The organism is Lysinibacillus sphaericus (assembly GCF_005217585.1).
GTDB lineage: Bacteria > Bacillota > Bacilli > Bacillales_A > Planococcaceae > Lysinibacillus > Lysinibacillus sphaericus.
The window spans coordinates 124,604-147,002 of sequence record NZ_SZPT01000004.1 but is presented as its reverse complement, the minus strand read 5'-3'; the positions used below and the strand labels follow the sequence as shown (position 1 = coordinate 147,002).

Sequence of the window (22,399 nt, the reverse complement as noted above, 5' to 3'; positions counted from 1 at the left end):
TTACGCTTTAGATAATATATTGTTTACATACTAATGTCAATGTTTTGCGTTACAAAAAGTTATGCATTGCATTTTTATATTTTTTATGATTAAATTACAAACTATAAATAGTAATCATTACGATTTAGAATGATGGAGGTTATAAAATGACAAATAAAATTCCAGTGACTGTATTAAGTGGTTATTTAGGTTCGGGTAAAACGACGATAATGAATCATGTGTTACAAAATGAAAAAAACATGCGTGTAGCTGTTATTGTCAATGATATGAGTGAAATTAATATTGATGCAGAGTTGATTGCAAATGGTAGCGGTATTTCTCGGACAGAGGAAAAATTCGTAGAGCTTTCCAATGGCTGTATTTGTTGCACACTACGTGAGGATTTACTACAAGAAGTAGAGCGTCTCGCAAAGTTAGGGAATATTGATTATATTTTAATTGAGTCGACAGGTATTAGTGAACCAATACCAGTTGCACAAACCTTTAGTTATTTAGACGAGGAGCTCGGTATTGATTTAACGAAGTTCTGCAAACTCGATACAATGGTAACTGTAGTCGATGCTAATCGTTTTTGGCATGATTTTCAGTCAGGTGAAAGTCTATTGGAACGTAAGGAAGCAGTTGGTGAATTAGATGAACGCGATGTAGCAGATTTATTAATTGACCAGATTGAATTCTGTGATGTTTTAGTGCTGAACAAGTGTGATCTCGTAACAGAAGAAGAGCTTGAAAGACTAGAACGTATTTTGCGAGCACTACAACCTGAGGCAAAGCTTATTCGTACCGTTAATGGGGTAATAGAGCCAAGCGAAATTTTAAATACAGGAAGATTCGATTTTGAGAGAGTATCAGAATCGGCAGGCTGGTTAAAAGAGCTAGAACTTGGTCATGAAAATCATACACCGGAGACAGAAGAGTACGGTATTGCTTCATTCACTTATAAGCGTAAAATCCCTTTCCATCCAATGCGCTTTGTAGAGTGGTGTGATAACATGCCAGAATCAATTGTCCGTGCCAAAGGTATTATTTGGAGTGCGAGGCATCAAGATGTGGCATTATTACTGTCACAAGCAGGTTCGTCTGCGAAAATTGAACCTGTTTCTTATTGGGTAGCAGCTTTACCTACAGCACAGCAACAGGATGTCTTTTTACAAAGCCCAGAGGTATTGGACGATTGGGATGAAGAATTCGGTGACCGTATGACACAGTTAGTCATTATAGGAATAGACTTAGATCAAGAAGAAATTACAAAAGAGCTTGATGCATGCCTTTTGACAACGAATGAGTTTGCGGAGCCTTGGGAACAGCTAGAGGACCCTTTTAATTGGGAGTGGAGTTAAAGAGGCTAAATAGTGGGTTGCCTGTTCAGCTTACTTTTAATGATAGGAGTTAACGAGTTATAAGGTTTAATCAAAGTGAAGGGTTGCTCGACGCCTATGGAATAGCAAGAGGCTTAAGCCACGCCTGCAAAAATGCGAGCAACCCGTAACGGCAATCAACTTGCACATAGAAAATAACTAGGAGACTCGGCGCTTGCCTATGAAAAGCTTAGTGTTCGTGCTCGCTGGATTTAGTAATAATGCATGGAATTACTGTAGGAGAAACTGGATCTACCACATTACTTTTGTGGTAGATCCTTTTTAAATACATGATTATAGTCAGTCGCATCTCGTAATGCCTTTTCTTCTATTGGGATTCTTACTGATAGCATTGTAATGTTTAAGAGTGTAAAGCAAAATGCTGTAAAATAAGCTTGAAACATAATAGGCAACAGCAGAATTTCTAAACTAACAACGGCATAATTAGGGTGACGCATAAATGTATAGGGTCCCTTTCTGACAACTTCTGCACCTGGTAAAATTAAAATTTTCGTATTCCAAAAAGGTCCTAATGACCGGATACACCATATACGTAAAGCTTGCACTAAGAGGAATAATAAGAAAAGTAACGGAAATAAGGGCGATGGTCCAAAATTATTGGAAACAACTTCAACAATCAAAAATAGAAAAAAACTAACATGCATGGCAACCATATAGGAATAATGTGATTCACCTACTTCATAGGCACCTTTTGCAAGCATCCATTTTTCATGGCGTTTGGCTATAAAAACCTCTGTTAATCTTTGTAGAATTACAAGAATTAAAATAAAGTAAAATAGCATACTACTCCCTCCATTTAAGTAATACAGCTTCCGCACAGAATCCAGGGCCGAGGGCGACAAGCAACCCAATATCATCTATCTGCCCTTCGTTTAACATAAATTGTTCGAGTACATATAATACGGTAGGCGAGGACATATTACCGTGATTGCGTAATATTTCCCGAGAAATGTCGGTTTTTTGTTGAGAAAGATAGAGCGCATCCTCATAGGCTTTTAACACCTTTTTCCCTCCAGGATGTGCAATAAAATGATCGAGCTGTTCGCTGAAAAGGTGTTGTTCGACTAAAAATTGTTCAATGAAAGGACCTAGCCAATTCGTAATAATCGCTGGAATACTTTTTTGGAAAACGACATGAAGCCCGTTATCTTTTATATTCCAGCCCATCACATTTTCTGAATCAGGCATCCACTTCGAGCCAGTTGTAACAATCGAAGGAACTGCTTTCTTCGTCTGTATTGCTGCATCGTCTCCGCAAACAAGTATGCAAGCTGCACCATCTGCGAATAAGGATGCACCGATTAAATTACTTTTTGAAAAATCGTTTTGTTGAAAGGTTAAGCTACAAAGTTCAACACATACAACAAGCACCTTTGCTTGAGGATGTGCTTTGCAATAATCATAGGCACGACTTATGCCAGCTGCTCCACCTGCACAACCTAACCCCCATAGAGGAATACGTTTTAATCGATCTGAAAAAGGTAGTTGATTCATAATTCTAGCATCGATGCTTGGTGTAGAGATGCCCGTACTACTTACGAAAATAATGGCATCTATTTCGTTAGAAGAAATCGGTGCTTCTAAAAATGATTCATTTTGTAAACAAGCTTGAATGACCTCAACGCTATATTGCGTTGCTAACGCTATATACAGATTGTTTCGCTCTTCGAAAGTATGCTCATTGCGGTGCCATTCGGCTGGTACACAGAAATGGCGAGTCTGAATGCCACCATTATCGAATACTTTTAAATAACGCTCTAATTTGGGGATTTTTTCGTAAAATAGTTCTTTTGTTAATGCCTCTGCATTCGCTTGCTGCAATGTGTAAGGTGGTTGATATGTACTTATCGAAATAATTTTTGACAATTCAACATCTCCTTCGTAAATAGGGGTCTTGTACATTATATGCAGATAGGAAGGGCATACATGCTTCATATAGATCAATTTGACAATTTTGAAAAAATTAGATATATTGGAAACATCTAAATTGGAAGTAGGTGATGTGACATGATGAATAGAGCCGTTTTTAACGAACTGCATTTCGGTTTGTTCAATTTCACACGCCTAAAATATACAATTTGACCTTGCTTTGTAGCGTGAAATACTACGATGTGGCAATGGCTATTTGTATATTCCCTTAAACGTGCCTGTGAAACTTTGTAACTGCCGAAATGCAGTTGCAAAGTTTTTTTATGTTTGTAACGCATTAAGAGGCGTAATGGATAGACACATTTAGGAGGAATAACAATTGAATTTAACAACTTTAGGTTTTTCAACATATTTTCAAGAGCAATTCACTGCATTTAAAGAGCAAACAAAGTTAGCAAATTGCATACCTGCAAGGGTTGCTTTGGAGCATAAACATTCATATCGTGTGTTAGCTGAAGATGGGGAATGGTTAGCGACCATCGCTGGCCATTTTGCGTATACATCGCTCGCTAGAGAAGACTATCCAGCAGTTGGGGATTGGGTACTAGTGGAGAAGATGGCAGGAGAAGAAAAGGCAATTATTCATAAATTATTTACCCGCAAGTCCGTTTTTTCTCGTAAGGTTGCAGGATTAGAAATTAAAGAACAAATTGTCGCGTCAAATGTTGATATCGTTCTTCTTGTCATGAGCTTAAATGCCGATTTTAATATTCGCCGTTTAGAACGCTATTTAGTAGCCGCTTGGGATTCAGGCGCTAAGCCAGTAGTTGTACTGACCAAGGCCGATTTATGTGAGGATATACCGAGCATGGTATGTGAGGTTGAGCAAGTCGCATTTGGAGTAGATATTTTTGTTACTAGTGCACGTTCAGGTGAAGGGATAGAAGCTATTCGCATGCTCTTTACGGACGGGGTGACGGGTGCACTGCTCGGTTCATCGGGTGCGGGAAAATCTACTTTAATGAATGCATTAAATGGAGAAGAGCTTATGAAAGTTTCAGCTATACGGGAAGATGATGCGAAAGGTCGCCATACAACAACACATCGGGAATTAATTGTACTGCCGAGTGGCGGTTGCTTAATTGATACGCCAGGGATGCGTGAATTGCAATTATGGGATCAAAGTGAAAGTCTATCTTCTAGTTTCCGTGATATTGAAGAATTTGCGACAGCATGTCGTTACAGGGATTGCACCCACCATAAAGAGCCGCATTGCGCCGTACAGCAAGCCATTTTAGATGGAACGCTTGAACCATCACGCTTACAAAGCTATTTTAAATTGCAAAAAGAACTTGCTTTTATTGAGCGGAAAACGAATGTGCAAGCAAAACTGAATGAGCAACGCAAATGGAAGCAAATTGCGAAAGGGTTAAAGAAGGGAAAGAAATAGTCGAGAAACGTTAAGGAGCAACTTCGCAATGACTGCGGAGTTGCTATCTAATTGTTTGAGGAGATGTATTATGGCTATACAAACTATTAATCATTTTTTATTTTCTGTTTCAGATCTAGCGCAATCTATAGCATTTTACCAAAATATTTTTGATGCGAAGCTTTTGGTGAAAGGGAGAAGCACAGCCTATTTTGATGTAAATGGGCTATGGCTTGCGTTAAATGAGGAAGCGGATATTCCACGTAACGAAATTCACCAATCCTATACACATATTGCTTTCTCTATCGATGCAAAAGATTTCGATACGATCTATGAAAAGCTTGTACATTATAAAGTCAATATTTTAGAGGGTAGGGTAAGAGATGAGCAAGATAAACAATCTATCTATTTCACTGATCCCGATGGTCATAAATTTGAATTCCATACAGGTACTTTGCAGGATCGCTTAGCTTACTATAAAAAAGAAAAACCGCATATGGAGTTTTTCAATGATTAAAAAAGGAGTGGTAATATGAAAAAAGCAATTATTTTTGATATGGATGGCACATTATTCCAAACAAATCTTATTTTGGAGCCGGCTCTTTCTGCGACATTCGATGTGCTACGTACAAAGGGATTATGGCAGGGGGAGACACCCATTGCCCAATATCGTGAAATTATGGGGGTTACATTGCCTGTTGTATGGGAAACATTATGCCCTATGCACACATTAGAGGTGCGTGAAGCTAGTAATGTTTTATTTCATGAAAAGCTTATCGAGCTAATACGAAACGGCAAAGGCGCATTGTATCCAAATGCAGAGCAAACACTCGCTACTTTAGCAAACGACTATCATTTATACATAGCGAGCAACGGACAAAAAGAGTACTTGCAAGCAATTGTTGAAACATATAAGCTGAACCGTTTTATAGAAGGAACATATAGTATTCAATCTATTCCAAGTGGTCATAAATCTGATTTAGTAAGAAGTGTAATCGAAGCAAACGCCATTCAAGCTGGCACTGTTGTCGGAGATCGTTCGTCGGATATCCAAGCAGCACGAGATAATCAGCTATTTTCAATTGGTGTACGCTTTGATTTTGCTCAAGAATCCGAGTTACAAAAGGCACATATTGTGATAGATAATCTACAGGAAATACCATCTGCACTAGCGACTATTTTATAAAAATGTATCATTGTTCTTCATCCATCTATAGCAAGCTCGTAATGTTTACGTTGCATTCCATAAGGGGAAAGAGTAAAATAGTGCCAAACTATAATAAAAGCGTTGAGAAGGAAAAGTAAATTGGACAAGCATTTAATAGAGAGCCTCTGTTGGTGGAAATGAGGTAAATGAACCCTTTTGAAAATGACCTTTGAGCTTCGTACCGAAAGCTTTTTGCGAGTAGATTACGACGAGATGGGCACTCGTTACAACAGCGGCAGTATCTCTTATATAAATGCAAGACGTACTGATTAAGGCAAATAGTGTAAGCTATTTGTAAATATAGGTGGTAACACGGGTATACTCGTCCTAATCAGTCATGATTAGGGCGTTTTTTTTATCTTCAAAAAGCGTTAGCTATTAATAATTAGGAGAAAATTCTAATAAGGGACGAATGAAGATAGGAAAAACATGTTATCCGCATAACAAGAAATTTGGAAGATTGAGGGGAGTAACTTAAGATGACAATTGTAATTGGAGGAGCGTGGCCTTACGCGAATGGTTCATTGCATTTAGGGCATATCGCTGCATTATTACCAGGTGATATTTTGGCTAGATATTACCGACAAAAAGGTGAGCAAGTATTGTATGTTTCAGGAAGTGATTGTAATGGTACGCCGATTTCAATTCGAGCTGCACAGGAAAATACGACGACAGAAGCAATCGCAAACCATTACCATAACGAATTTACACAATGTTTTCATGACTTAGGATTTACGTATGATTTGTATACAAGAACGGATGCAAAGCACCACCATGATGCGGTACAGTCTATTTTTTTACAACTGCTAGCAAATAATTATTTATACAAAAAGAAGATTGAACAGGCCTATTGTGAAACGGATAAGCAGTTTTTACCTGATCGCTTTGTAGAAGGTATTTGTCCAAATTGCGGAGCGAAGGCACGTGGAGATCAATGTGATAATTGTTCACAAATTTTAGATCCACTCGAATTAATCGATAAGCGTTGCAAAATTTGTGGCAATGAGCCTGTTATCCGAGAAACAGAACATTTTTATTTTACTTTTAGTCAATTTCAAGGAAGACTTGAAACGTTTTTAGCTGAAGCCAAAGCAGATAAACGCTGGCGAGACAATGCACTAGGCTTAACTGAACGTTACTTAGCGGAAGGCGTACCAGATCGTGCTGTTACCCGTGATTTACCGAACGGAGTTGACGTACCCGTTCCAGGCTTTGAAGGAAAGAAAATTTATGTGTGGATTGAAGCGGTAGCAGGATATTTAACAGCTAGTATGGAATGGGCAAAACAACACAATAGAGCACTTGAAGATTTGTGGAATGAAGAAACCATTGCTTACTATGTGCATGGCAAAGATAATATTCCATTCCATACAGTTATTTGGCCAGCGATTTTGATGGGGATTGGGGCAAAAGCATTGCCAACACATATTGTCTCAAATGAATATTTAACATTGGAAAAACGAAAATTATCTACGAGTCAAAATTGGGCCGTGTGGGTGCCATATATTTTAAGTCGCTATGATGCAGATTCGATACGATATTTTTTAACAATGAATGCGCCGGAAAACCGAGATACTGATTTTTCTTGGCGAGAATTTATTTATAGTCACAATGGAGAATTGCTAGGAGCTTACGGCAACTTTGTCAATCGCACGTTGAAGTTTATTGAGAAGTCATTTGATGGTCAAGTGCCTCAGGTGGATGTCGATGGGTCTGTAAGGAAACAAACGATTCAATTGTTTAGTGATGTCGGTGTGGCGATTGAAGCGGGGCATTTTAAACAAGCGTTAGAGGGGATTTTTGCATATATTCGCGCAGCCAACCGCTATTTTGACGAACAGCAACCATGGTTACAAGTAAAGGACAATTTGGAAGATTGCCATCAAACGCTCGCAACATGTGTTTATATGATTGCAAATTTAGGTCAAGTACTACAGCCATTTTTACCGTTCTCTACAGAGAAAATTCGGAACATGTTAGGCATAACCGAATTGCTGTGGCATGAGCAAGTAGAGCTACCTAAAAGCATTACCGAAGTAACACCGTTATTTGAACGGCTTGATGTAGGGCTAATTGAAGAAGAATACCAAAAGTTAGTAAATGACAGTCAATAAAATTGTTTAAGTGACTGGAATTGTATGAGTGACTGGCACTGTACTTTCCGCGGGCACACGATAAGCCGCCATATCCTCGCTAATGCGCGGTTATGGCGGCTTATGTTCTGTGCGGATTCCACTGAAGTCTCCACGGATTTTTCTTTAAAACATATGTGAATTGTATGAGAATTGTATGAGTGCCTGACACCTAAACAATTTAGTTCGTAACGGGTGTTAGGTTCGCTACAACAATGCTGTTGATAGCATTGATATAAGCCATTGCACTTGCTTTTAAAATATCTGTATCTGCCGCTTTTGCAATATATTTCGCGCCTTCGTGTTCAATTGTAATTTTTACTTTACCAAGCGCTTCTTTACCACGAGATACGCTGTTAATGTTATATTCCACAAGTTTTACATCTATTTGTACAATATCTGCAATGGCAGAATACAAGGCGTCAATCGGGCCTGAACCGACTGCACTAGCTTTTAATACTTCGCCACCTTTGCGAATTTTTACACTAGCAGAAGGGAAGCTTGCATTGCTGACGACTTGTAAATCGACAATGTCAAAAAATTGCTCACTATAATGAGTCGCATTGGCATGATTTGCGTCATGCTTTTCATAATAACTTTCTACAATGACATATAAGTCGTGGTCGTAAACTTCTTTTTTAGCATCAGCTAATTTTAGGAAGCCGTCAAAGATACCTTCAAATTCTTCATTCGATAGATTTGAAAAGCCTAACTTCTCCAGTGCATTTTTTACTGCATGGCGTCCTGAACGAGCCGTTAAAACAAGTTCCATATCATCCAGACCTACATCTTCGGGATGGACAATTTCATAGGCATCGCGAGATTTAAGCAGACCATCTTGATGAATACCTGAAGAGTGGGCAAATGCATTGTCTCCAGTAATGGCTTTGTTCACTTGTACATCTAAGCCCATAAAGCTAGAAACAAGGCGTGATGTGTTCATAATTTCTTTTGTGTTAATGCGCGTAGTTGCATTGTAGATAGAGCTGCGTGTTTTCAATGCCATGACAACTTCTTCGAGTGCGGCATTTCCTGCACGTTCCCCGATACCATTGATGGTACATTCGACTTTGTCTGCCCCGTTTTTAATAGCAGCAAGTGTGTTAGCTGTTGCCATTCCAAGGTCATTGTGACAGTGTACACTTAGTAAAACACTGTCATTTAGATTTTTCATGCGGTCATTCAGCTTGTAAATCATAGCGCCAAATTCCTCAGGTTCAGCAAATCCAACAGTGTCCGGCACGTTAATCATCGTTGCGCCAGCCTTCATCACTGCCTCAATTGTTTTCCATAGGTATTCAAAATCTGAGCGAGAAGCATCCTCTGTTGAATACTGCACTTGTGGTAAAAGTGTTTTTGCATATTTCACAGCATCTACGCCAATTTGTAATATTTGATCTTTCGATTTACTGAATTTCTTTTCAACATGGATATCAGAAGTGCCAAGTACCATATGAATCATTGGATTTTCAGCATATTTTACAGCGTTGTATACCGAATCAATATCAGCCTGTACTGCTCGTGCTAAAGCTGTAATCATAATGTCATTCGTATTGCCGACCTTTTGTGCGACAGCTTTTACAGCATCAAAGTCACCTTGTGATGAAGCAGGGAAACCAGCTTCGATAATATCGACGCCTAATTTTTTGAGTTGCTGTGCAATCTCTACTTTTTCGTATAAGTTTAGTTTTGCCCCTGGCACTTGCTCGCCATCACGTAAAGTTGTATCAAACACCCAAATTTTTCTTCCCATTTTCAAACACTCCTTTTGTTGTAATTAATAAAAAAAATAAAAAAAACCCGCCTCTATATCAAAATATAGAGACGAGTTATTGCTCGCGGTACCACTCTAATTGACCTTTTCTTTCAAGAAAAAGTCCCCTTATCGACAGCTATCACTGTCTATCCCAATAACGGTGGAAACCGACATCCCTTACGTTGAAACCGGCATTTAACTTACTAAGCATCGTATGCCTTATTCGATGAGGTTCAGGGAGTAGCTCATGGATGAGTTCAAAATGTGTGTCTACCGATTTTCACCAACCACCGGCTCTCTACAAGTACACGAGCATTTCTACTACTTCCAATCTTTGCTTACAATGTGTTGTTGAGAGTTATAATACGTGGATATTTTCAGTATGTCAACAATATTCTAAAAATTATTTGTTTTCTGTTTTAAAGATGAAATGTACTAATAGGTTTTAAATCAGCGGATTTTCACACGCTATTTTTAACAAATAAAGGTATATTTTATGAGATAATATGGGGGATTTTATATACATCGAAAGTAGGTAAAACAATGAAATTTGTATTTGATTTAGATGGCACGATTTGTTTTAAAGGTCAGCCTTTGAGTGCTGGTATTATAGCTGCATTAGAGAGTTGTCTACAGAATGGACATGAAGTAATTTTTGCCTCTGCTCGACCGATTCGAGATTTGTTACCAATATTGCCCGAGTCGATGCATCAATTTTCCATGGTTGGAGGTAATGGAGCATTTGTTGCAGTCAATGGGGCCATAAAAGAGATAGTAGCATTCGAGGGACAAATTGTTGAAGACATTAAGCATATTATAACGGCTTATCAATTAGCTTATTTAGTGGACGGTGAATGGGATTATGCCTTTACAGGTAGTGAGACACATCCAATCTATCAAAATTTAGATCCACTCAAGCTAGCAAAGCAAGTGACATTGCAAGAGCTAAAGGACATCGTGAAAATTGTATTATTCCCTGGTGCACATCACTTAGAAATATTAACGCAGCTACAAAAGCTACCGATTTCGATATATGAACATGCATCCGAAAACATAATAGATATAAGCCCAAGCGGAATTAATAAGTGGACAGGCTTGGAGAAATTAGGCGTAGAACAAAATCAGTTTATCGCCTTTGGCAATGATGCAAATGATGCATCCATGTTTGCAAAAGCATTAGACAGTGTTTGTGTTGGAGCGCATGAGGTAAGCCAGCTTGCAACATTACAAGTGCCAAGTGAAGAAACAGCAGTAATTGAAATGATCCAACGGTTAAATTGTTTGAGTGCCAGTCACTGAATAGGGCACAAAAAAGCCGCAACAAACGGCGCGACAGCGACAGTTGCGGCTTATTGTGTGGGTGCCAGTCACCCACACAATTTTGCTATTGAACTTTAAATTTGGAAACTTGTGATTGTAATTCTTCTGCCATTGTCGATAAAGTAGCGGCAGAAGCTGCAACCTCTTCGATTGTTGCGAGTTGTTCTTCTGAAGCAGAAGCAACATTTTGCAAGTTCGAAGATGACGTTTGGGCAATTGTTGCAATGTCATCAAAGGATGCGTAAATTTGTTCAGCACTTGAGGACATTTCCTCTGAAACAGTTGTTGCTTCTTGTATTTGTTTGGAAACTTGCTCAATAAGGTCAACGATTTTTGAAAAGCCTTCCTCTGCCACTTTAACAACCTTCATCCCAACTTGAACCTCTTGTGTACCAGTATCCATCACAGTGACAGCACGATTTGTTTCCTGTTGAATTTCAGAAATTAAACCAGCAATCTGTTCAGCAGAGTTCTTCGATTGCTCAGCTAATTTTTTTACTTCATCAGCAACAACTGCAAAGCCGCGACCATGATCGCCAGCTCGAGCTGCTTCAATAGCAGCATTCAACGCTAGTAAATTAGTTTGCTCAGCGATATCAGTAATAATGCTAATGATATTGCCAATTTCTACAGAATGATTTCCTAGTTTTTTGACAACAGTAGCAGACTCCAAGACAGCTGTATTAATTGTATCCATTTGAGAAATAACACGCTGAAGCGAATCATTCCCTTTGTTTGCCTCAGTATTGGTTTCAATAGCCAATTCAGAAACAGCAGCAGTTGTCGATGCTAGTTGTTGAATGCCATTCGTCATGTTTTTCATAGCTTGCGAGCTTTCAGTTGCATTTTTTCCTTGGGCTTCAGAGCCGCTTGCCACTTCTTGCATAGCGGAAGTAATTTGTTCAGTTGCTTGAATAGTTTGATCTGCGCTAGCTGTTAATTCAGCCGCAGAGGCACTTACTTGCATCGTATTTTGACTGACATTGGTAATCAAGTTCTTTAAATTTTGAGCCATTTGATTAAAGGCTAATGCTAAATCACCAACTTCATCACGATTTTTAATGCGAATTTGCTCAGCCGTTAAATCACCTTCAGCAATTTTTTGTGCAGCCTTTGCCATACCTTTAATAGGACGAGAAATAATTGTTCCCATAATCATTGCAATTATCAGACTAATAAGTACGGCAAATATGCCAAGCAAAATCATTTGCATCTTAATGCCATCAATCTCATTGGAAGTAGCAGTTATTTTGGCTTCTACAGCTTCACTTTGGTAATTGGCAAGGTTTTCAACGCGCTCATCAAATTGTTTTAAAATAAGACGTCCTTGTGTGCTATCTAATTTTTCATATTGTTCGGTTTCACCAGCATCTTTTAATGAAAACATTCGATCGGCAAATTGCTGAACATTTTGCTCACTTTTATTGACGGCTTCTAACAGTTCAATTGATTTTTTGGACTCTAGTGTAGCCATTAAACTTTCTGATTTTGTTTTAAATTCTTCACGAGCGGATTTATTACCTTCACGATTTTGTTTATCGCCAAGTAGAAGGTATCCACGCATACTAACTATTTCTTGTTTTGCAAGTACTCTTAGTTCTTGTATACTAATAGACTTTTTAGTTTGTTCTTCGAGTAAATCTTGATAAGTGCCATTTACAGAATTAAGCTGTTTAAAATTTAGCGCAATCGTGCCTATTAAAACTAATATAACTATAAAAAAACCGAGAATTAATTTTTTATAAATCGTAAATCGCATGTTTGAAAAGTCCTTTCCTAGTAATTTTAGTAGAAATGTTACAAAAAGGTGAAATATGTATATATACCATTTATATCAGATTATATGGATTTTAAAAAGCAATATGAGTTTATTCATAGTAAAAAATATGAAATAAAGAGGGAATTAAGTTATAGATTATACTACTTAAAGCGGAGATTTATGTATTATTTTGTGTCAGTAGTGAATGAAAATACAGTGAATGGTATTAAGCTGTAATGTTTTTCATATAAATAATTGAAACTAAAAAGTTGAAACAACCGTATACATACCATAAACGTTAACCAAGGATGTGGGACAATGTATCGACCAATCTTAACATTACCAAAAACAAAGTATGAAAAATGTTTGGACGTTATTGGTAGCGGGTTATTTACTGTATCCATCCTATTTATTATTTTACAATGGGGTAATTTACCAGAAGAAATACCTGCACATTTTAATGCTAAGGGCGAGGTTGACCGATGGGGTTCGAAAATAGAAGTATTAATTTTACCAGGTATCGGAATTTTTATGTGGATATTTTTAGGGCTTCTCGAGAAAGCGCCACATATGCATAATTATCCAGCCCGATTAAATGAGCGCAACGTTGAGGCATTTTATTTAAATAGTCGTAAATTATGCAATGAAGTAAAAAACTTTTGTTTAATTTTATTTGCAATCATTTCTTGTGAAATAGTACTTGTTGCATTAGGAAAGATCGAAGGATTAGGCTGGTGGTTCTTGCCAGTGGTGCTAATTGGTACAGGTATCCCGATTTTGAAAGGTCTAATTGCTTCTTCAAAGATTAATTAAATAGTGCACGGATTAATTATAAATATGGGAGGTAATAGCTTGTTACTGTTCTATTGATTTTTTGAAGCTATCTAATAGTAAAAATATTAGGAGTTGAGAAAATGATTTATAAGAATTCACTCAAAGGTATATCTGCAAATATGTTAAATGGTTTTTTTGTAGACTGGCCGAATCCACCTAATCCCCAAACACATTTACGATTGTTGGAGAATAGCAGCAAAATAGTTTTGGCGATTGATGAGGATACAAATGAAGTAATAGGATTTATTACGGCGATAAGTGATGGTGTATTATCTGCCTATGTTCCATTATTGGAAGTATTACCTCAATACAAAAATAAAGGTATAGGTAAGGAATTAGTAAGTCGAATGCTAAAAGAATTGGATGAGATTTATATGATTGATTTATGCTGTGATGATGACCTTGTACCTTACTATGAAAAATTTGGGATGAAGAAAACAAACGGCATGGTTTATAGGAACTATGCAATGCAAGCAGGAAGATAAGAAAAGAAAGAACAAAGCGCTTGGAGAATTGATCCAAGCGTTTTTTTGTATATATTTTGGACAATTGAAGTTAATTTAAATACTTTGTGATAAATTTAGGATAAATTAAGACTTATGTCATTGGTTGATACATTTTTATTGTTAGCATTAAAACAGCAAGTAGCTAATGTGTAAGCGACTATGAATGTATGGTCCCTTTATTACGCGCTATACTGATAGAAAATCCAAATGATGTTGCTGTTTAAGACGCGCAAACGTCAGGATATCAAAAAGATTGGGCACGATCCATTTAGAGTGCGAAAAAAACAAGAGTCACAGCTAGCTCGTTTAGCGGAGATGCATGAAATCACAAGGGCTAGTTTTATACGAAAGAACACAACCGGAAGGCAAAGGGTTGAGCATAAGGTTCTCGGGGTAAAAGCTATATGCTGTAAAACTTTTGTCGATTGTTGTAGCAATGACACTGTCACTATTGCCAACTAATAATCTTCATACTACTATTAAGGAATATTTTTAATTCATTCTAGAAGCAAAATATTGAAAAGTGGGGGAATTTCATGCATGCATATATCGAACAAGTAGATGAAAAATGGCGAGATAGCTTTGCAAAGCTTGCGGACGTAGTAGCAACGAATATTCCTGATGGCTTTGAACAAACAATGACTTACGACATGATTAGTTATGTAGTGCCGTTATCGTCATATCCTAAAGGTTATCATGTAACACCTAATACACCACTACCATTTATTAGCTTAGCAGCGCAAAAGCGACATATAGCAGTTTACCATATGGGTATTTATGCAGATAATGCTTTATTATCTTGGTTTCAAGAGGAGTATGCAAAGCGTGTACCAACTAAGCTAAATATGGGGAAAAGCTGTATTCGTTTTACGAGTACAAAAAATATTCCATATGATTTAATTGGAGAACTTGTTTCCAAAATGACCCCTGCACAATGGGTTAATAGATATGAGGGAGAGTTGAATATATGAAAAGTGCTACTACATTTTTAATGTTCCAAGGACAAGCGCATGAAGCTATTTTGCAATATAAGCAATGGTTCCCAGAGTTAACAATTGAAAACTTGACTTATGTGGAGGACACACAACAGGTTGCAATGGCTGAAATCGATTTAAAAGGTCTGAAAATTATGATGAATGACAGTTCAATCAAGCATGCTTTTTCCTTTACCCCTGCAATTTCCATCTTTTTGACGTGTGAGACGATAGAAGAAATCGAAAGTTTAGTTGCACAAATAGTGGATGGTGGACAAGCGTTAATGCCGTTAAATAACTATGGGTTCTCTAAGCAGTTTGCTTGGATTCAGGATCGTTTCGGTGTATCGTGGCAACTTACGTATAATTAAATATCAGGGGGAGTATATATGAATCAATGGATGGAGCGAGCAGTCGAGCTTGCTCTTCAAAATATAGCACAAGGCGGTCAGCCATTTGGAGCTGTCTTGGTAAAGGGCGATGAAATCATTGGGGAAGGCGTCAATGAACTGCATTTGCGACCGGATAGTACAGGTCATGCTGAGCTACTTGCCTTAAGACGTGCACAAGAAAAACTCGGTTCTATCGATTTGCGAGGCACGGTTATGTATGCAAGTGGGGCACCTTGTCCGATGTGCTTCGGTGCAATGGCAATGGCGGGTGTCGACAAGGCTTATTATGCTAATTCACTAGCTGATGCAATGGCAGTTGGTTTAAGTCGCTCAAGTGAGGTTTATGCAGATTTGCAGAAAATTAATGAAGAGCGTGTGTTTCGCATGATTCATATGCCAGTAGAGGATATAGCAAAAAGTCCAATGCATGTTTGGCATAGTAAAACCTAAATACGTAAAAGGAGAAAAGAATATGGCAGTAACTTTAGTAAAGCATGACATAAAATATGCTGAAGCAATGCATGCATTGTCTTCAATGCCACAGGTTCGGGATGCGCTTGGGTTACCTGCTGGGAAAGTGGAAGATACCATTAATTTTATCAAACGTGAATGTGTAGACGAGGAAGAAGGAAAGACTGTTCCTCGTGTTGTGCTAAATGAGGAAGGTCGACTCATTGGTGTCACAGCATTGATGTTTATAGACCATATAAATAAGTGTTGTCACATAGGGTCATGGCTAGGATATGAGTTTTGGGGAAAAGGCTACAATGAGGAAGCGAAAAAGGCCATTTTAGAAATTGCTTTTTTTGATTTAGGGCTTGAACGCGTTTTCGCAGGAGCTAGAAAGATCAATATTCGCTCACAAAAGGCACAGGAAAAGTTGCCTTTTATTCGTCTAGGTGTAGAAAAAGAGTTTCCGCAGGAACATTCTTGGTTAGAAGTGAAGGAAAAGCAACCTTGCGTATTAAACGTTTTTGAACGTGTGGATTTTGTACGTTATTATACAACAATAGAAAAAGTGGAAGGTAGCCGTGAAAGCTACTTACCATATTTATTACTAGCGGATGAAAGTGAAATGACCGTTCGCCAATATATGAGTGATGGTGAACTTTACACCATTAAATGCGGTGAAAAATTGGCAGGCACAGCCTTGCTTATTCCACAGTCAGACGCAACAATTGAGTTGAAAAATATAGCGGTTGTGGAAGCATTTCAGGGCAAAGGCATTGGGAAGGAAGCTTTGAACAAAATTTTTGCTCTTTGTAAAGGACAAGGATATGAAAATATTTTAGTTGGCACAGCAAATTCTAGTATTGACAATATTGCGTTTTATCAAAAATCAGGCTTCAGGATGGATACCATCGAAAAGAATTTTTTCAGTAAGTATCCTGAACCCATTTATGAAAATGGCATACGAGCATTAGATATGATTGTCTTTTCAAAAGCATTATAACAGGCAATGTCTAGAATAAGGCTGTCATAAAGAAATACCCGACCAACAATTGTTGAGCGGGTATTTTTATTTACCAAATAACAAGGCCATTAACTTTTCTTTGGAGTGTAAAAAATCGTCAAGAGAATAGCGATCAAGGACAGCCATATATGCTTGTAATGCCTCATAGAGGACACCTTTTAACTGGCATTCAGGTGCAATTTTACACAAGTTGTTTTCTTTGTCGAAACACTCAACAAGATGAAAATCTTCTTCTGTATGGCGTACAATTTCACCAATCGTAATGGACTTTGGATCGATTGCTAAACGGATACCGCCACCTCGACCGCGAATCGTTTCGATGTAACCAAGCAGTCCTAATTGGTGTGTCACCTTCATTAAATGGTTTTTTGATATATTATAGGCATCTGAAATTTCTTGAATGGTTGATAGTTGACCGTCTTCCTTCGCACCTAGATAAATGAGTGTTCGAAGGGAGTAATCTGTGTATAAAGTTAATCGCATTGGAACACCCTACTTTCTGTAATTCACTTCAATAATTATAGCATTTTTACCTTAAATTATTGTAAATCAGTACTTTTTTAAAACATGTATTTCAAATACATCAAATTTGTCTATTTTGTTAAAGATGTATTTTATATATTGCTTTAATGAATTGTAAGCGTTATATTGTAATCACGAAAGGATGGTATGCGATATGTTAAAACAAGAAACAGTACAAATTATTAAAGCAACAGTGCCCGTATTAGAAGTTCATGGGGTAGAAATTACTAAGACGTTTTATAAAAATATGTTTCAAGCTCATCCAGAATTATTGAATATTTTTAACCACACAAATCAAGAAAAAGGCCGTCAACAAACCGCATTAGCAAATACCGTGTATGCAGCAGCAGTTCATATTGAAAATTTAGAAGCAATTTTACCAGCCGTTATGTTAATTGCTCATAAACATCGTAGTTTAGGAATTTTACCAGAGCATTACCCGATTGTAGGGGAACATCTACTAAAAGCAATTAAAGAAGTGCTTGGTGACGCGGCAACAGATGATATTATCAACGCATGGGCTGAAGCATATGGCGTTATTGCGGATGTTTTCATTCAGGTAGAAGAAGATCTTTATCAAAAAGCTGAAAATAATGGTGGATGGCGTTTGTTTAAACCACTGAAAGTAGCTAAAAAAGAAGTTGAAAGCGACCTTGTTACTTCTATTTACTTTGTGAATGAAGATGGATCGCCACTTCCGGCATATGAACCAGGGCAATATATTAGCATTCGTGTCAAAGTACCAGGGGAAGAATATTTATTAAACCGCCAATATACACTTTCACAAGCGAGTGCTGAGGATGGCTACCGTATTTCAGTAAAACGTGAAAGCGATCATACACCAAATGGTAAAGTATCTAACTTTATTCACGATGTGTTACAAGTTGGAGATTTAGTAGATGTAAGTGTGCCAGCAGGTTTATTTGTATTAGAAGAAACTGCAGCTCCAATTACATTTGTTAGTGGAGGAATCGGCGTAACACCATTAAACAGTATGCTACAATCTTTAAAGGATGATGCAGTGAATGAAGTGCATTTTATCCAATGTGCACGTAATGAAAAAGTAGTAGCATTTAGTGATGACATCCAAACTAAAGTAAATACCCTTCCGAATGCATCCTATACAGCCCTTTATTCGGATGAGGATAAGTTATTGACGAAAGAACTATTGGCAGAACAGATTCCACATAATACGGACGTTTATATCTGTGGTCCTGTTGGTTTTATGGAGGCAGTTATTAAAAATCTCCATGAAATTGGTATTAAAGATGAAAAAATTCACTATGAATTCTTTGGACCTGCCATGCAATTAGCAAACTAAAATTATAATGAACTCTGTTATAAGCTGCATTTTACGCACTTGTAACAGAGTTTTTTTTATGTCATACGTTATGAAATCTATATGTAAAGCGCTTTAAGAAAAAAATAGATCTTTCATGTTGACATTATACCTAATGGGGTATATTATAAAACACGTAAGCAAGATGAATCACTTAATTCGAAGGGAGGCGTACACATAATGGCGTACGATGCTAAAACAGCAAATCGTGTAAAACGAATGGAAGGCCAATTGCGTGGTATTTTACGCATGATGGAAGAAGAACAAAGCTGTAAAGATGTTATTACACAGCTATCTGCCGTGCGTTCTGCAGTTGATCGGACGATAGGTGTTATTGTCAGTGAGAACTTGCTGAATTGTGTTGCGACTGCTGATGGGGATTCAGAGAAAATGAATAGTGCCATCCAAGAAGCGATGGATTTGGTCGTAAAAAGTAGATAAATTTATTATACCCTTTATAGTATATAGATAGGAGGTAGTGATACTTGGAAGCATGGATTATGATCGCTATTGTGATTGGGTTTTTAGTTTGGCGTATGAAGCCAGCAAAAGGAGTGCAGTCCATATCAACAGCTCAATTAAAAAATGTGCTGAATGATAAAGATAAAGTATTCATCGATGTGCGAACGCCAGCTGAATACAAAGGTCGCAACATCCCGCAATTCAAAAATATTCCGTTAGGCTCTAGCTTTGATAAAATACCGAAGGATAAAGAAGTTGTCGTTATTTGTCAGAGTGGTATGCGTAGTAGTCAGGCGTGTAAGCAATTGAAAAAACTAGGATATGAGCGCGTAACAAATGTCCGTGGTGGCATGAGCGCCTATTAGGAGGAAACTATTGTGAAGGAAATTTCAGCAAAAGAAGTACAACAAGCTTTAGCAGATGGACAGATGTTAAAAATAATCGACGTTCGTGAAGTGGACGAAGTGCAGGCTGGACATATTCCTGGAATGATGAATATGCCACTTGGCTTACTTGAGTTTCGCATGCACGAGTTAAATAAAAATGAACCATATATTATTGTTTGTCGATCAGGTGCTCGTAGTGGTCGTGCTACACAATTTTTAGAAAGCCAAGGCTTTGATGTAACAAATATGGTTGGTGGCATGCTTGCATGGGAAGGCGAAGTACAGTAATAGTCTATAGTGAGGGTATACCCTATTCTATATTTTTTTAGCAAAAATAATACCCTTATAGGTATAAGGAGGAAGTTATGAGTATTAAGGCAGATTTTCAACTAGATGCCAAAGGGCTATCCTGCCCGATGCCAATCGTTAAAACGAAAAAGGCAATGGCTGAATTAGCGGATGGTCAAATTTTAGAAGTTTCAGCTACAGATAAAGGTTCAAAAGCCGATATCGCAGCTTGGGCTGAGTCTGTTGGGCATCAGTATATCGGGACAGTGGAAGAAGATACTGTGCTTAAGCATTACATTCGTAAATGCGCGCAGGAGTCAGCTGATGAAAAAACGTTTGAGTCCACAATTGAGTTGGAACAAATCGTAGGAAGAGATGGGCTTATCCTCGATGTGCGTGAAGAAGCGGAGTTCGCATTCGGTCACATTGAAGGGGCAAAATCCATTCCGATGGGTGAGCTTGAAGAGCGCCTTTCTGAACTCGATAAAGATCGTGAAATTTATGTGATTTGTCGTACAGGTGCTCGCAGTGATTTAGCTGCACAAAAGCTAGTAGCAAATGGCTTTACAAAAGTATTTAACGTCTTACCAGGTATGACATCTTGGACGGGCGAATTAATTAAAACTATTTAAATTGGAGGAATTTATTATGTCAAACAAAGTAGCAATTATTGCAAGTAACGGTGGTCTTTTTGATGCGTATAAGGTGTTCAATATCGCAACAGCAGCGGCAGCTTCTGACAAGGAAGTAGCAATCTTTTTCACATTCGAAGGATTAAATTTAATTCATAAGCAAGGCATGAATGCTTTACCAATGCCTGCTGGTACAGAACATTTTGCAGAAGGTTTTGCGAAAGCAAATGTACCTGCAATTCCGCAATTAGTAGAAATGGCACAAGAATTAGGTGTTAAATTTATTGCGTGTCAAATGACAATGGATGTAATGGGCTTAACAGTAGAAGATTTTGTAGAAGGTATTGAGGTTGGGGGAGCTGTAACATTCTTAGAATTCGCTAAAGATGCAGCACCATCATTAACGTTCTAATTAAGTTGCAACAGATGTAGACGGTTTATCATGAGTGATAACCGAATGCTGAATTCAGTAGTGCATTGGATTTTGACTAGAAGATAACAATAAGCGGAGAGGCATGTCCTTTCCGCTAAAAAAATCAACGAAATAATACCTTGGGGGGTAAACGGAGTGTCAGTATTAAAATGGAGCGCTGCTGAAGTAGCGAAAAAAGTAATCGAAAACAAAGAATTATTTATTTTAGATGTACGTAATACAGATGCATTTGAAGATTGGAAAATCGATGGACACAAATTTGAATACCTTAATATTCCGTATTTTGAGCTATTAGATGGTGTCGAAGAAATTTTACCTAAAATCCCTACGGACAAAGATGTATTAGTCGTTTGTGCAAAGGAAGGATCTTCAATGATGGTGGCAGAGATGCTATCTGATGCTGGACGTACTGTTGCCTATTTAGAGGGCGGTATGAAAACGTGGAGTGAATATTTAGAACCGATTAAAGTAGGCGATTTAACAGGTGGTGGTGAGCTTTACCAATTCGTTCGTTTAGGTAAAGGCTGTCTATCTTATATGGTTATTTCTGAAGGCGAAGCAGCAATTATTGACGCTGTACGCTTCACGGATGTATTTACAAACTTTGCAAAAGAGAAAAACGTTCAAATTAAACATGTTTTTGATACACATTTGCATGCGGATCATATCTCAGGTGGACGCCATATTGCAGCACAAACAGGTGCAACATATTATTTACCACCAAAAGATGCAGAAGAGGTTGTATTTGATTATACGCCATTAGTAGATGGCAATGTGGTGCAAATTGGGGCTTCGAAAATTGATGTAGGTGCACTTTATTCACCAGGTCATACAATTGGCTCAACGTCGTTTGTTGTAGATAACAAATATTTATTAACAGGGGACATCTTATTTATTGATTCAATTGGTCGTCCTGATTTAGCAGGACTTGCAGAAGACTGGGTTGGTGATTTACGTGAAACACTTTATAAACGTTACCGTGAATTATCGGACGATTTAATTGTTCTACCTGCTCATTTTATGATTATTGATGAGCTAAATGAAGATGGTACTGTGGCAAAACGTTTAGGGGAGTTATTTGCTGAAAATCATGGTTTAAACATTGAAGATGCTGAAACATTCCGCAGTATTGTTACAGATAACTTACCACCACAACCAAATGCATATCAAGAAATTCGTCAAGTGAATATGGGGAAAATAACGCCAGCTATAGAGGAACAAACTGAAATGGAGATTGGCCCGAACCGCTGTGCAGTAAGATAAGTGCCAGTCACCCAAACAATTTACAAACAATTTAAAAGGAGAT

Annotated in this window: 24 protein-coding genes and 2 other annotated features; of the genes, 19 read left to right on the top strand and 5 right to left on the bottom strand. The window is 37.8% G+C overall.

Annotated features, from left to right (window positions below; translation table 11 throughout):
• Nucleotides 1-146 precede the first annotated feature (146 nt).
• Nucleotides 147-1,340 (top strand): zinc metallochaperone ZinU, encoded by a 1,194-nt coding sequence (locus FC748_RS16875; RefSeq protein ID WP_024364607.1) that lies wholly within the window; start codon nt 147-149, stop codon nt 1,338-1,340.
• Between the two features lie 278 nt (nt 1,341-1,618).
• On the opposite strand, the gene FC748_RS16870 is transcribed toward FC748_RS16875, so the two are convergent.
• Both FC748_RS16870 and FC748_RS16865 read right to left on the bottom strand, forming a co-directional pair.
• Nucleotides 1,619-2,161 carry an isoprenylcysteine carboxyl methyltransferase family protein gene (locus FC748_RS16870; protein ID WP_108030794.1) on the bottom strand — a complete coding sequence of 181 codons (543 nt, stop codon included), beginning with the start codon at nt 2,159-2,161 and terminating at the stop codon, nt 1,619-1,621.
• Between the two features lies 1 nt (nt 2,162).
• A complete protein-coding gene (locus FC748_RS16865) occupies nt 2,163-3,245 on the bottom strand; it encodes a type III polyketide synthase (protein ID WP_108030795.1) in 1,083 nt (360 codons plus the stop codon).
• 382 nt (nt 3,246-3,627) lie between these two features.
• Here FC748_RS16865 and rsgA point away from each other — a divergent pair, with 382 nt between their 5' ends.
• The 4 genes from rsgA to metG all read left to right on the top strand — a co-directional run bounded on the left by rsgA (nt 3,628) and on the right by metG (nt 7,998).
• Nucleotides 3,628-4,698, top strand: a complete 1,071-nt coding sequence (rsgA, locus tag FC748_RS16860) for a ribosome small subunit-dependent GTPase A (protein WP_108030796.1) — start codon at nt 3,628-3,630, stop codon at nt 4,696-4,698.
• A gap of 70 nt (nt 4,699-4,768) precedes the next feature.
• Nucleotides 4,769-5,194: a FosM family fosfomycin resistance protein gene (gene fosM, locus FC748_RS16855; RefSeq protein WP_024364603.1), complete on the top strand. Its 426-nt coding sequence runs from the start codon at nt 4,769-4,771 to the stop codon at nt 5,192-5,194.
• Nucleotides 5,195-5,209: 15 nt separating this feature from the next.
• Nucleotides 5,210-5,863: an HAD hydrolase-like protein gene (locus FC748_RS16850; protein ID WP_108030797.1), complete on the top strand. Its 654-nt coding sequence runs from the start codon at nt 5,210-5,212 to the stop codon at nt 5,861-5,863.
• Nucleotides 5,864-5,956: 93 nt separating this feature from the next.
• Nucleotides 5,957-6,217 (top strand) — a binding site (T-box leader).
• Between the two features lie 146 nt (nt 6,218-6,363).
• Entirely contained in the window at nt 6,364-7,998 is a 1,635-nt protein-coding gene (gene metG, locus FC748_RS16845; protein WP_108030798.1) for a methionine--tRNA ligase, read from the top strand.
• 199 nt (nt 7,999-8,197) lie between these two features.
• Here metG and FC748_RS16840 read toward each other — a convergent pair whose 3' ends face one another.
• Entirely contained in the window at nt 8,198-9,769 is a 1,572-nt protein-coding gene (locus FC748_RS16840) for a 2-isopropylmalate synthase (RefSeq protein ID WP_024364600.1), read from the bottom strand.
• A 64-nt stretch (nt 9,770-9,833) separates the two neighbouring features.
• Nucleotides 9,834-10,116, bottom strand: a binding site (T-box leader).
• A gap of 199 nt (nt 10,117-10,315) precedes the next feature.
• On the opposite strand from FC748_RS16840, the gene FC748_RS16835 reads away from it, so the two are divergent.
• Entirely contained in the window at nt 10,316-11,071 is a 756-nt protein-coding gene (locus tag FC748_RS16835) for an HAD-IIB family hydrolase (protein WP_108030799.1), read from the top strand.
• Nucleotides 11,072-11,156: 85 nt separating this feature from the next.
• Here the strand turns inward: FC748_RS16835 and FC748_RS16830 are convergent, their stop codons facing one another.
• Entirely contained in the window at nt 11,157-12,851 is a 1,695-nt protein-coding gene (locus FC748_RS16830; protein WP_024364598.1) for a methyl-accepting chemotaxis protein, read from the bottom strand.
• A gap of 318 nt (nt 12,852-13,169) precedes the next feature.
• Here FC748_RS16830 and FC748_RS16825 point away from each other — a divergent pair, with 318 nt between their 5' ends.
• The 6 genes from FC748_RS16825 to FC748_RS16800 all read left to right on the top strand — a co-directional run bounded on the left by FC748_RS16825 (nt 13,170) and on the right by FC748_RS16800 (nt 17,010).
• The gene (locus FC748_RS16825) at nt 13,170-13,664 is read left to right on the top strand and encodes a DUF1648 domain-containing protein (protein ID WP_108030800.1); all 495 of its coding nucleotides are present in this window, start codon (nt 13,170-13,172) and stop codon (nt 13,662-13,664) included.
• Between the two features lie 101 nt (nt 13,665-13,765).
• Nucleotides 13,766-14,170, top strand: coding sequence for a GNAT family N-acetyltransferase (locus FC748_RS16820; RefSeq protein ID WP_108030801.1), 405 nt, complete (start codon nt 13,766-13,768; stop codon nt 14,168-14,170).
• A gap of 557 nt (nt 14,171-14,727) precedes the next feature.
• Nucleotides 14,728-15,162, top strand: a complete 435-nt coding sequence (locus tag FC748_RS16815; protein WP_024364595.1) for a DUF1801 domain-containing protein — start codon at nt 14,728-14,730, stop codon at nt 15,160-15,162.
• The gene (locus FC748_RS16810; RefSeq protein WP_024364594.1) at nt 15,159-15,536 is read left to right on the top strand and encodes a VOC family protein; all 378 of its coding nucleotides are present in this window, start codon (nt 15,159-15,161) and stop codon (nt 15,534-15,536) included. The genes FC748_RS16815 and FC748_RS16810 overlap by 4 nt, the downstream gene beginning before the upstream one ends.
• A gap of 18 nt (nt 15,537-15,554) precedes the next feature.
• Entirely contained in the window at nt 15,555-16,007 is a 453-nt protein-coding gene (locus FC748_RS16805) for a nucleoside deaminase (RefSeq protein WP_024364593.1), read from the top strand.
• A gap of 22 nt (nt 16,008-16,029) precedes the next feature.
• Entirely contained in the window at nt 16,030-17,010 is a 981-nt protein-coding gene (locus FC748_RS16800) for a GNAT family N-acetyltransferase (RefSeq protein ID WP_108030803.1), read from the top strand.
• A gap of 66 nt (nt 17,011-17,076) precedes the next feature.
• Here the strand turns inward: FC748_RS16800 and FC748_RS16795 are convergent, their stop codons facing one another.
• Nucleotides 17,077-17,514 carry an RrF2 family transcriptional regulator gene (locus FC748_RS16795; protein WP_024364591.1) on the bottom strand — a complete coding sequence of 146 codons (438 nt, stop codon included), beginning with the start codon at nt 17,512-17,514 and terminating at the stop codon, nt 17,077-17,079.
• A 193-nt stretch (nt 17,515-17,707) separates the two neighbouring features.
• Here FC748_RS16795 and hmpA point away from each other — a divergent pair, with 193 nt between their 5' ends.
• The 7 genes from hmpA to FC748_RS16760 all read left to right on the top strand — a co-directional run bounded on the left by hmpA (nt 17,708) and on the right by FC748_RS16760 (nt 22,356).
• Nucleotides 17,708-18,874, top strand: a complete 1,167-nt coding sequence (gene hmpA, locus FC748_RS16790) for an NO-inducible flavohemoprotein (RefSeq protein WP_024364590.1) — start codon at nt 17,708-17,710, stop codon at nt 18,872-18,874.
• A 198-nt stretch (nt 18,875-19,072) separates the two neighbouring features.
• Entirely contained in the window at nt 19,073-19,333 is a 261-nt protein-coding gene (locus FC748_RS16785; RefSeq protein ID WP_024364589.1) for a metal-sensitive transcriptional regulator, read from the top strand.
• 44 nt (nt 19,334-19,377) lie between these two features.
• Nucleotides 19,378-19,719, top strand: coding sequence for a rhodanese-like domain-containing protein (locus tag FC748_RS16780; RefSeq protein WP_024364588.1), 342 nt, complete (start codon nt 19,378-19,380; stop codon nt 19,717-19,719).
• 12 nt (nt 19,720-19,731) lie between these two features.
• Nucleotides 19,732-20,028 (top strand): rhodanese-like domain-containing protein, encoded by a 297-nt coding sequence (locus tag FC748_RS16775; protein ID WP_024364587.1) that lies wholly within the window; start codon nt 19,732-19,734, stop codon nt 20,026-20,028.
• Nucleotides 20,029-20,105: 77 nt separating this feature from the next.
• On the top strand, nt 20,106-20,660 hold the full coding sequence (locus tag FC748_RS16770; RefSeq protein WP_038509995.1) for a sulfurtransferase TusA family protein: 555 nt from the start codon (nt 20,106-20,108) through the stop codon (nt 20,658-20,660).
• Nucleotides 20,661-20,676: 16 nt separating this feature from the next.
• Complete coding sequence (locus tag FC748_RS16765; RefSeq protein WP_024364585.1) at nt 20,677-21,072, top strand: DsrE/DsrF/DrsH-like family protein; 396 nt, start codon at nt 20,677-20,679, stop codon at nt 21,070-21,072.
• Nucleotides 21,073-21,228: 156 nt separating this feature from the next.
• Nucleotides 21,229-22,356: an MBL fold metallo-hydrolase gene (locus tag FC748_RS16760; protein ID WP_025220750.1), complete on the top strand. Its 1,128-nt coding sequence runs from the start codon at nt 21,229-21,231 to the stop codon at nt 22,354-22,356.
• Nucleotides 22,357-22,399: the final 43 nt, after the last annotated feature.

Bases quoted from the DNA above. Each gene is read 5' to 3' on its own strand.
- FC748_RS16875 (WP_024364607.1), top strand. From the start codon at position 147: ATGACAAATAAAATTCCAGTGACTGTATTAAGTGGTTATTTAGGTTCG.
- FC748_RS16835 (WP_108030799.1), top strand. From the start codon at position 10,316: ATGAAATTTGTATTTGATTTAGATGGCACGATTTGTTTTAAAGGTCAG.
- FC748_RS16800 (WP_108030803.1), top strand. From the start codon at position 16,030: ATGGCAGTAACTTTAGTAAAGCATGACATAAAATATGCTGAAGCAATG.
- FC748_RS16815 (WP_024364595.1), top strand. From the start codon at position 14,728: ATGCATGCATATATCGAACAAGTAGATGAAAAATGGCGAGATAGCTTT.
- FC748_RS16765 (WP_024364585.1), top strand. From the start codon at position 20,677: ATGTCAAACAAAGTAGCAATTATTGCAAGTAACGGTGGTCTTTTTGAT.
- FC748_RS16870 (WP_108030794.1), bottom strand. From the start codon at position 2,161: ATGCTATTTTACTTTATTTTAATTCTTGTAATTCTACAAAGATTAACA.
- FC748_RS16795 (WP_024364591.1), bottom strand. From the start codon at position 17,514: ATGCGATTAACTTTATACACAGATTACTCCCTTCGAACACTCATTTAT.
- metG (WP_108030798.1), top strand. From the start codon at position 6,364: ATGACAATTGTAATTGGAGGAGCGTGGCCTTACGCGAATGGTTCATTG.
- FC748_RS16830 (WP_024364598.1), bottom strand. From the start codon at position 12,851: ATGCGATTTACGATTTATAAAAAATTAATTCTCGGTTTTTTTATAGTT.
- FC748_RS16820 (WP_108030801.1), top strand. From the start codon at position 13,766: ATGATTTATAAGAATTCACTCAAAGGTATATCTGCAAATATGTTAAAT.
- FC748_RS16770 (WP_038509995.1), top strand. From the start codon at position 20,106: ATGAGTATTAAGGCAGATTTTCAACTAGATGCCAAAGGGCTATCCTGC.
- FC748_RS16810 (WP_024364594.1), top strand. From the start codon at position 15,159: ATGAAAAGTGCTACTACATTTTTAATGTTCCAAGGACAAGCGCATGAA.
- FC748_RS16825 (WP_108030800.1), top strand. From the start codon at position 13,170: ATGTATCGACCAATCTTAACATTACCAAAAACAAAGTATGAAAAATGT.
- FC748_RS16805 (WP_024364593.1), top strand. From the start codon at position 15,555: ATGAATCAATGGATGGAGCGAGCAGTCGAGCTTGCTCTTCAAAATATA.
- hmpA (WP_024364590.1), top strand. From the start codon at position 17,708: ATGTTAAAACAAGAAACAGTACAAATTATTAAAGCAACAGTGCCCGTA.
- fosM (WP_024364603.1), top strand. From the start codon at position 4,769: ATGGCTATACAAACTATTAATCATTTTTTATTTTCTGTTTCAGATCTA.
- FC748_RS16785 (WP_024364589.1), top strand. From the start codon at position 19,073: ATGGCGTACGATGCTAAAACAGCAAATCGTGTAAAACGAATGGAAGGC.
- FC748_RS16840 (WP_024364600.1), bottom strand. From the start codon at position 9,769: ATGGGAAGAAAAATTTGGGTGTTTGATACAACTTTACGTGATGGCGAG.
- FC748_RS16850 (WP_108030797.1), top strand. From the start codon at position 5,210: ATGAAAAAAGCAATTATTTTTGATATGGATGGCACATTATTCCAAACA.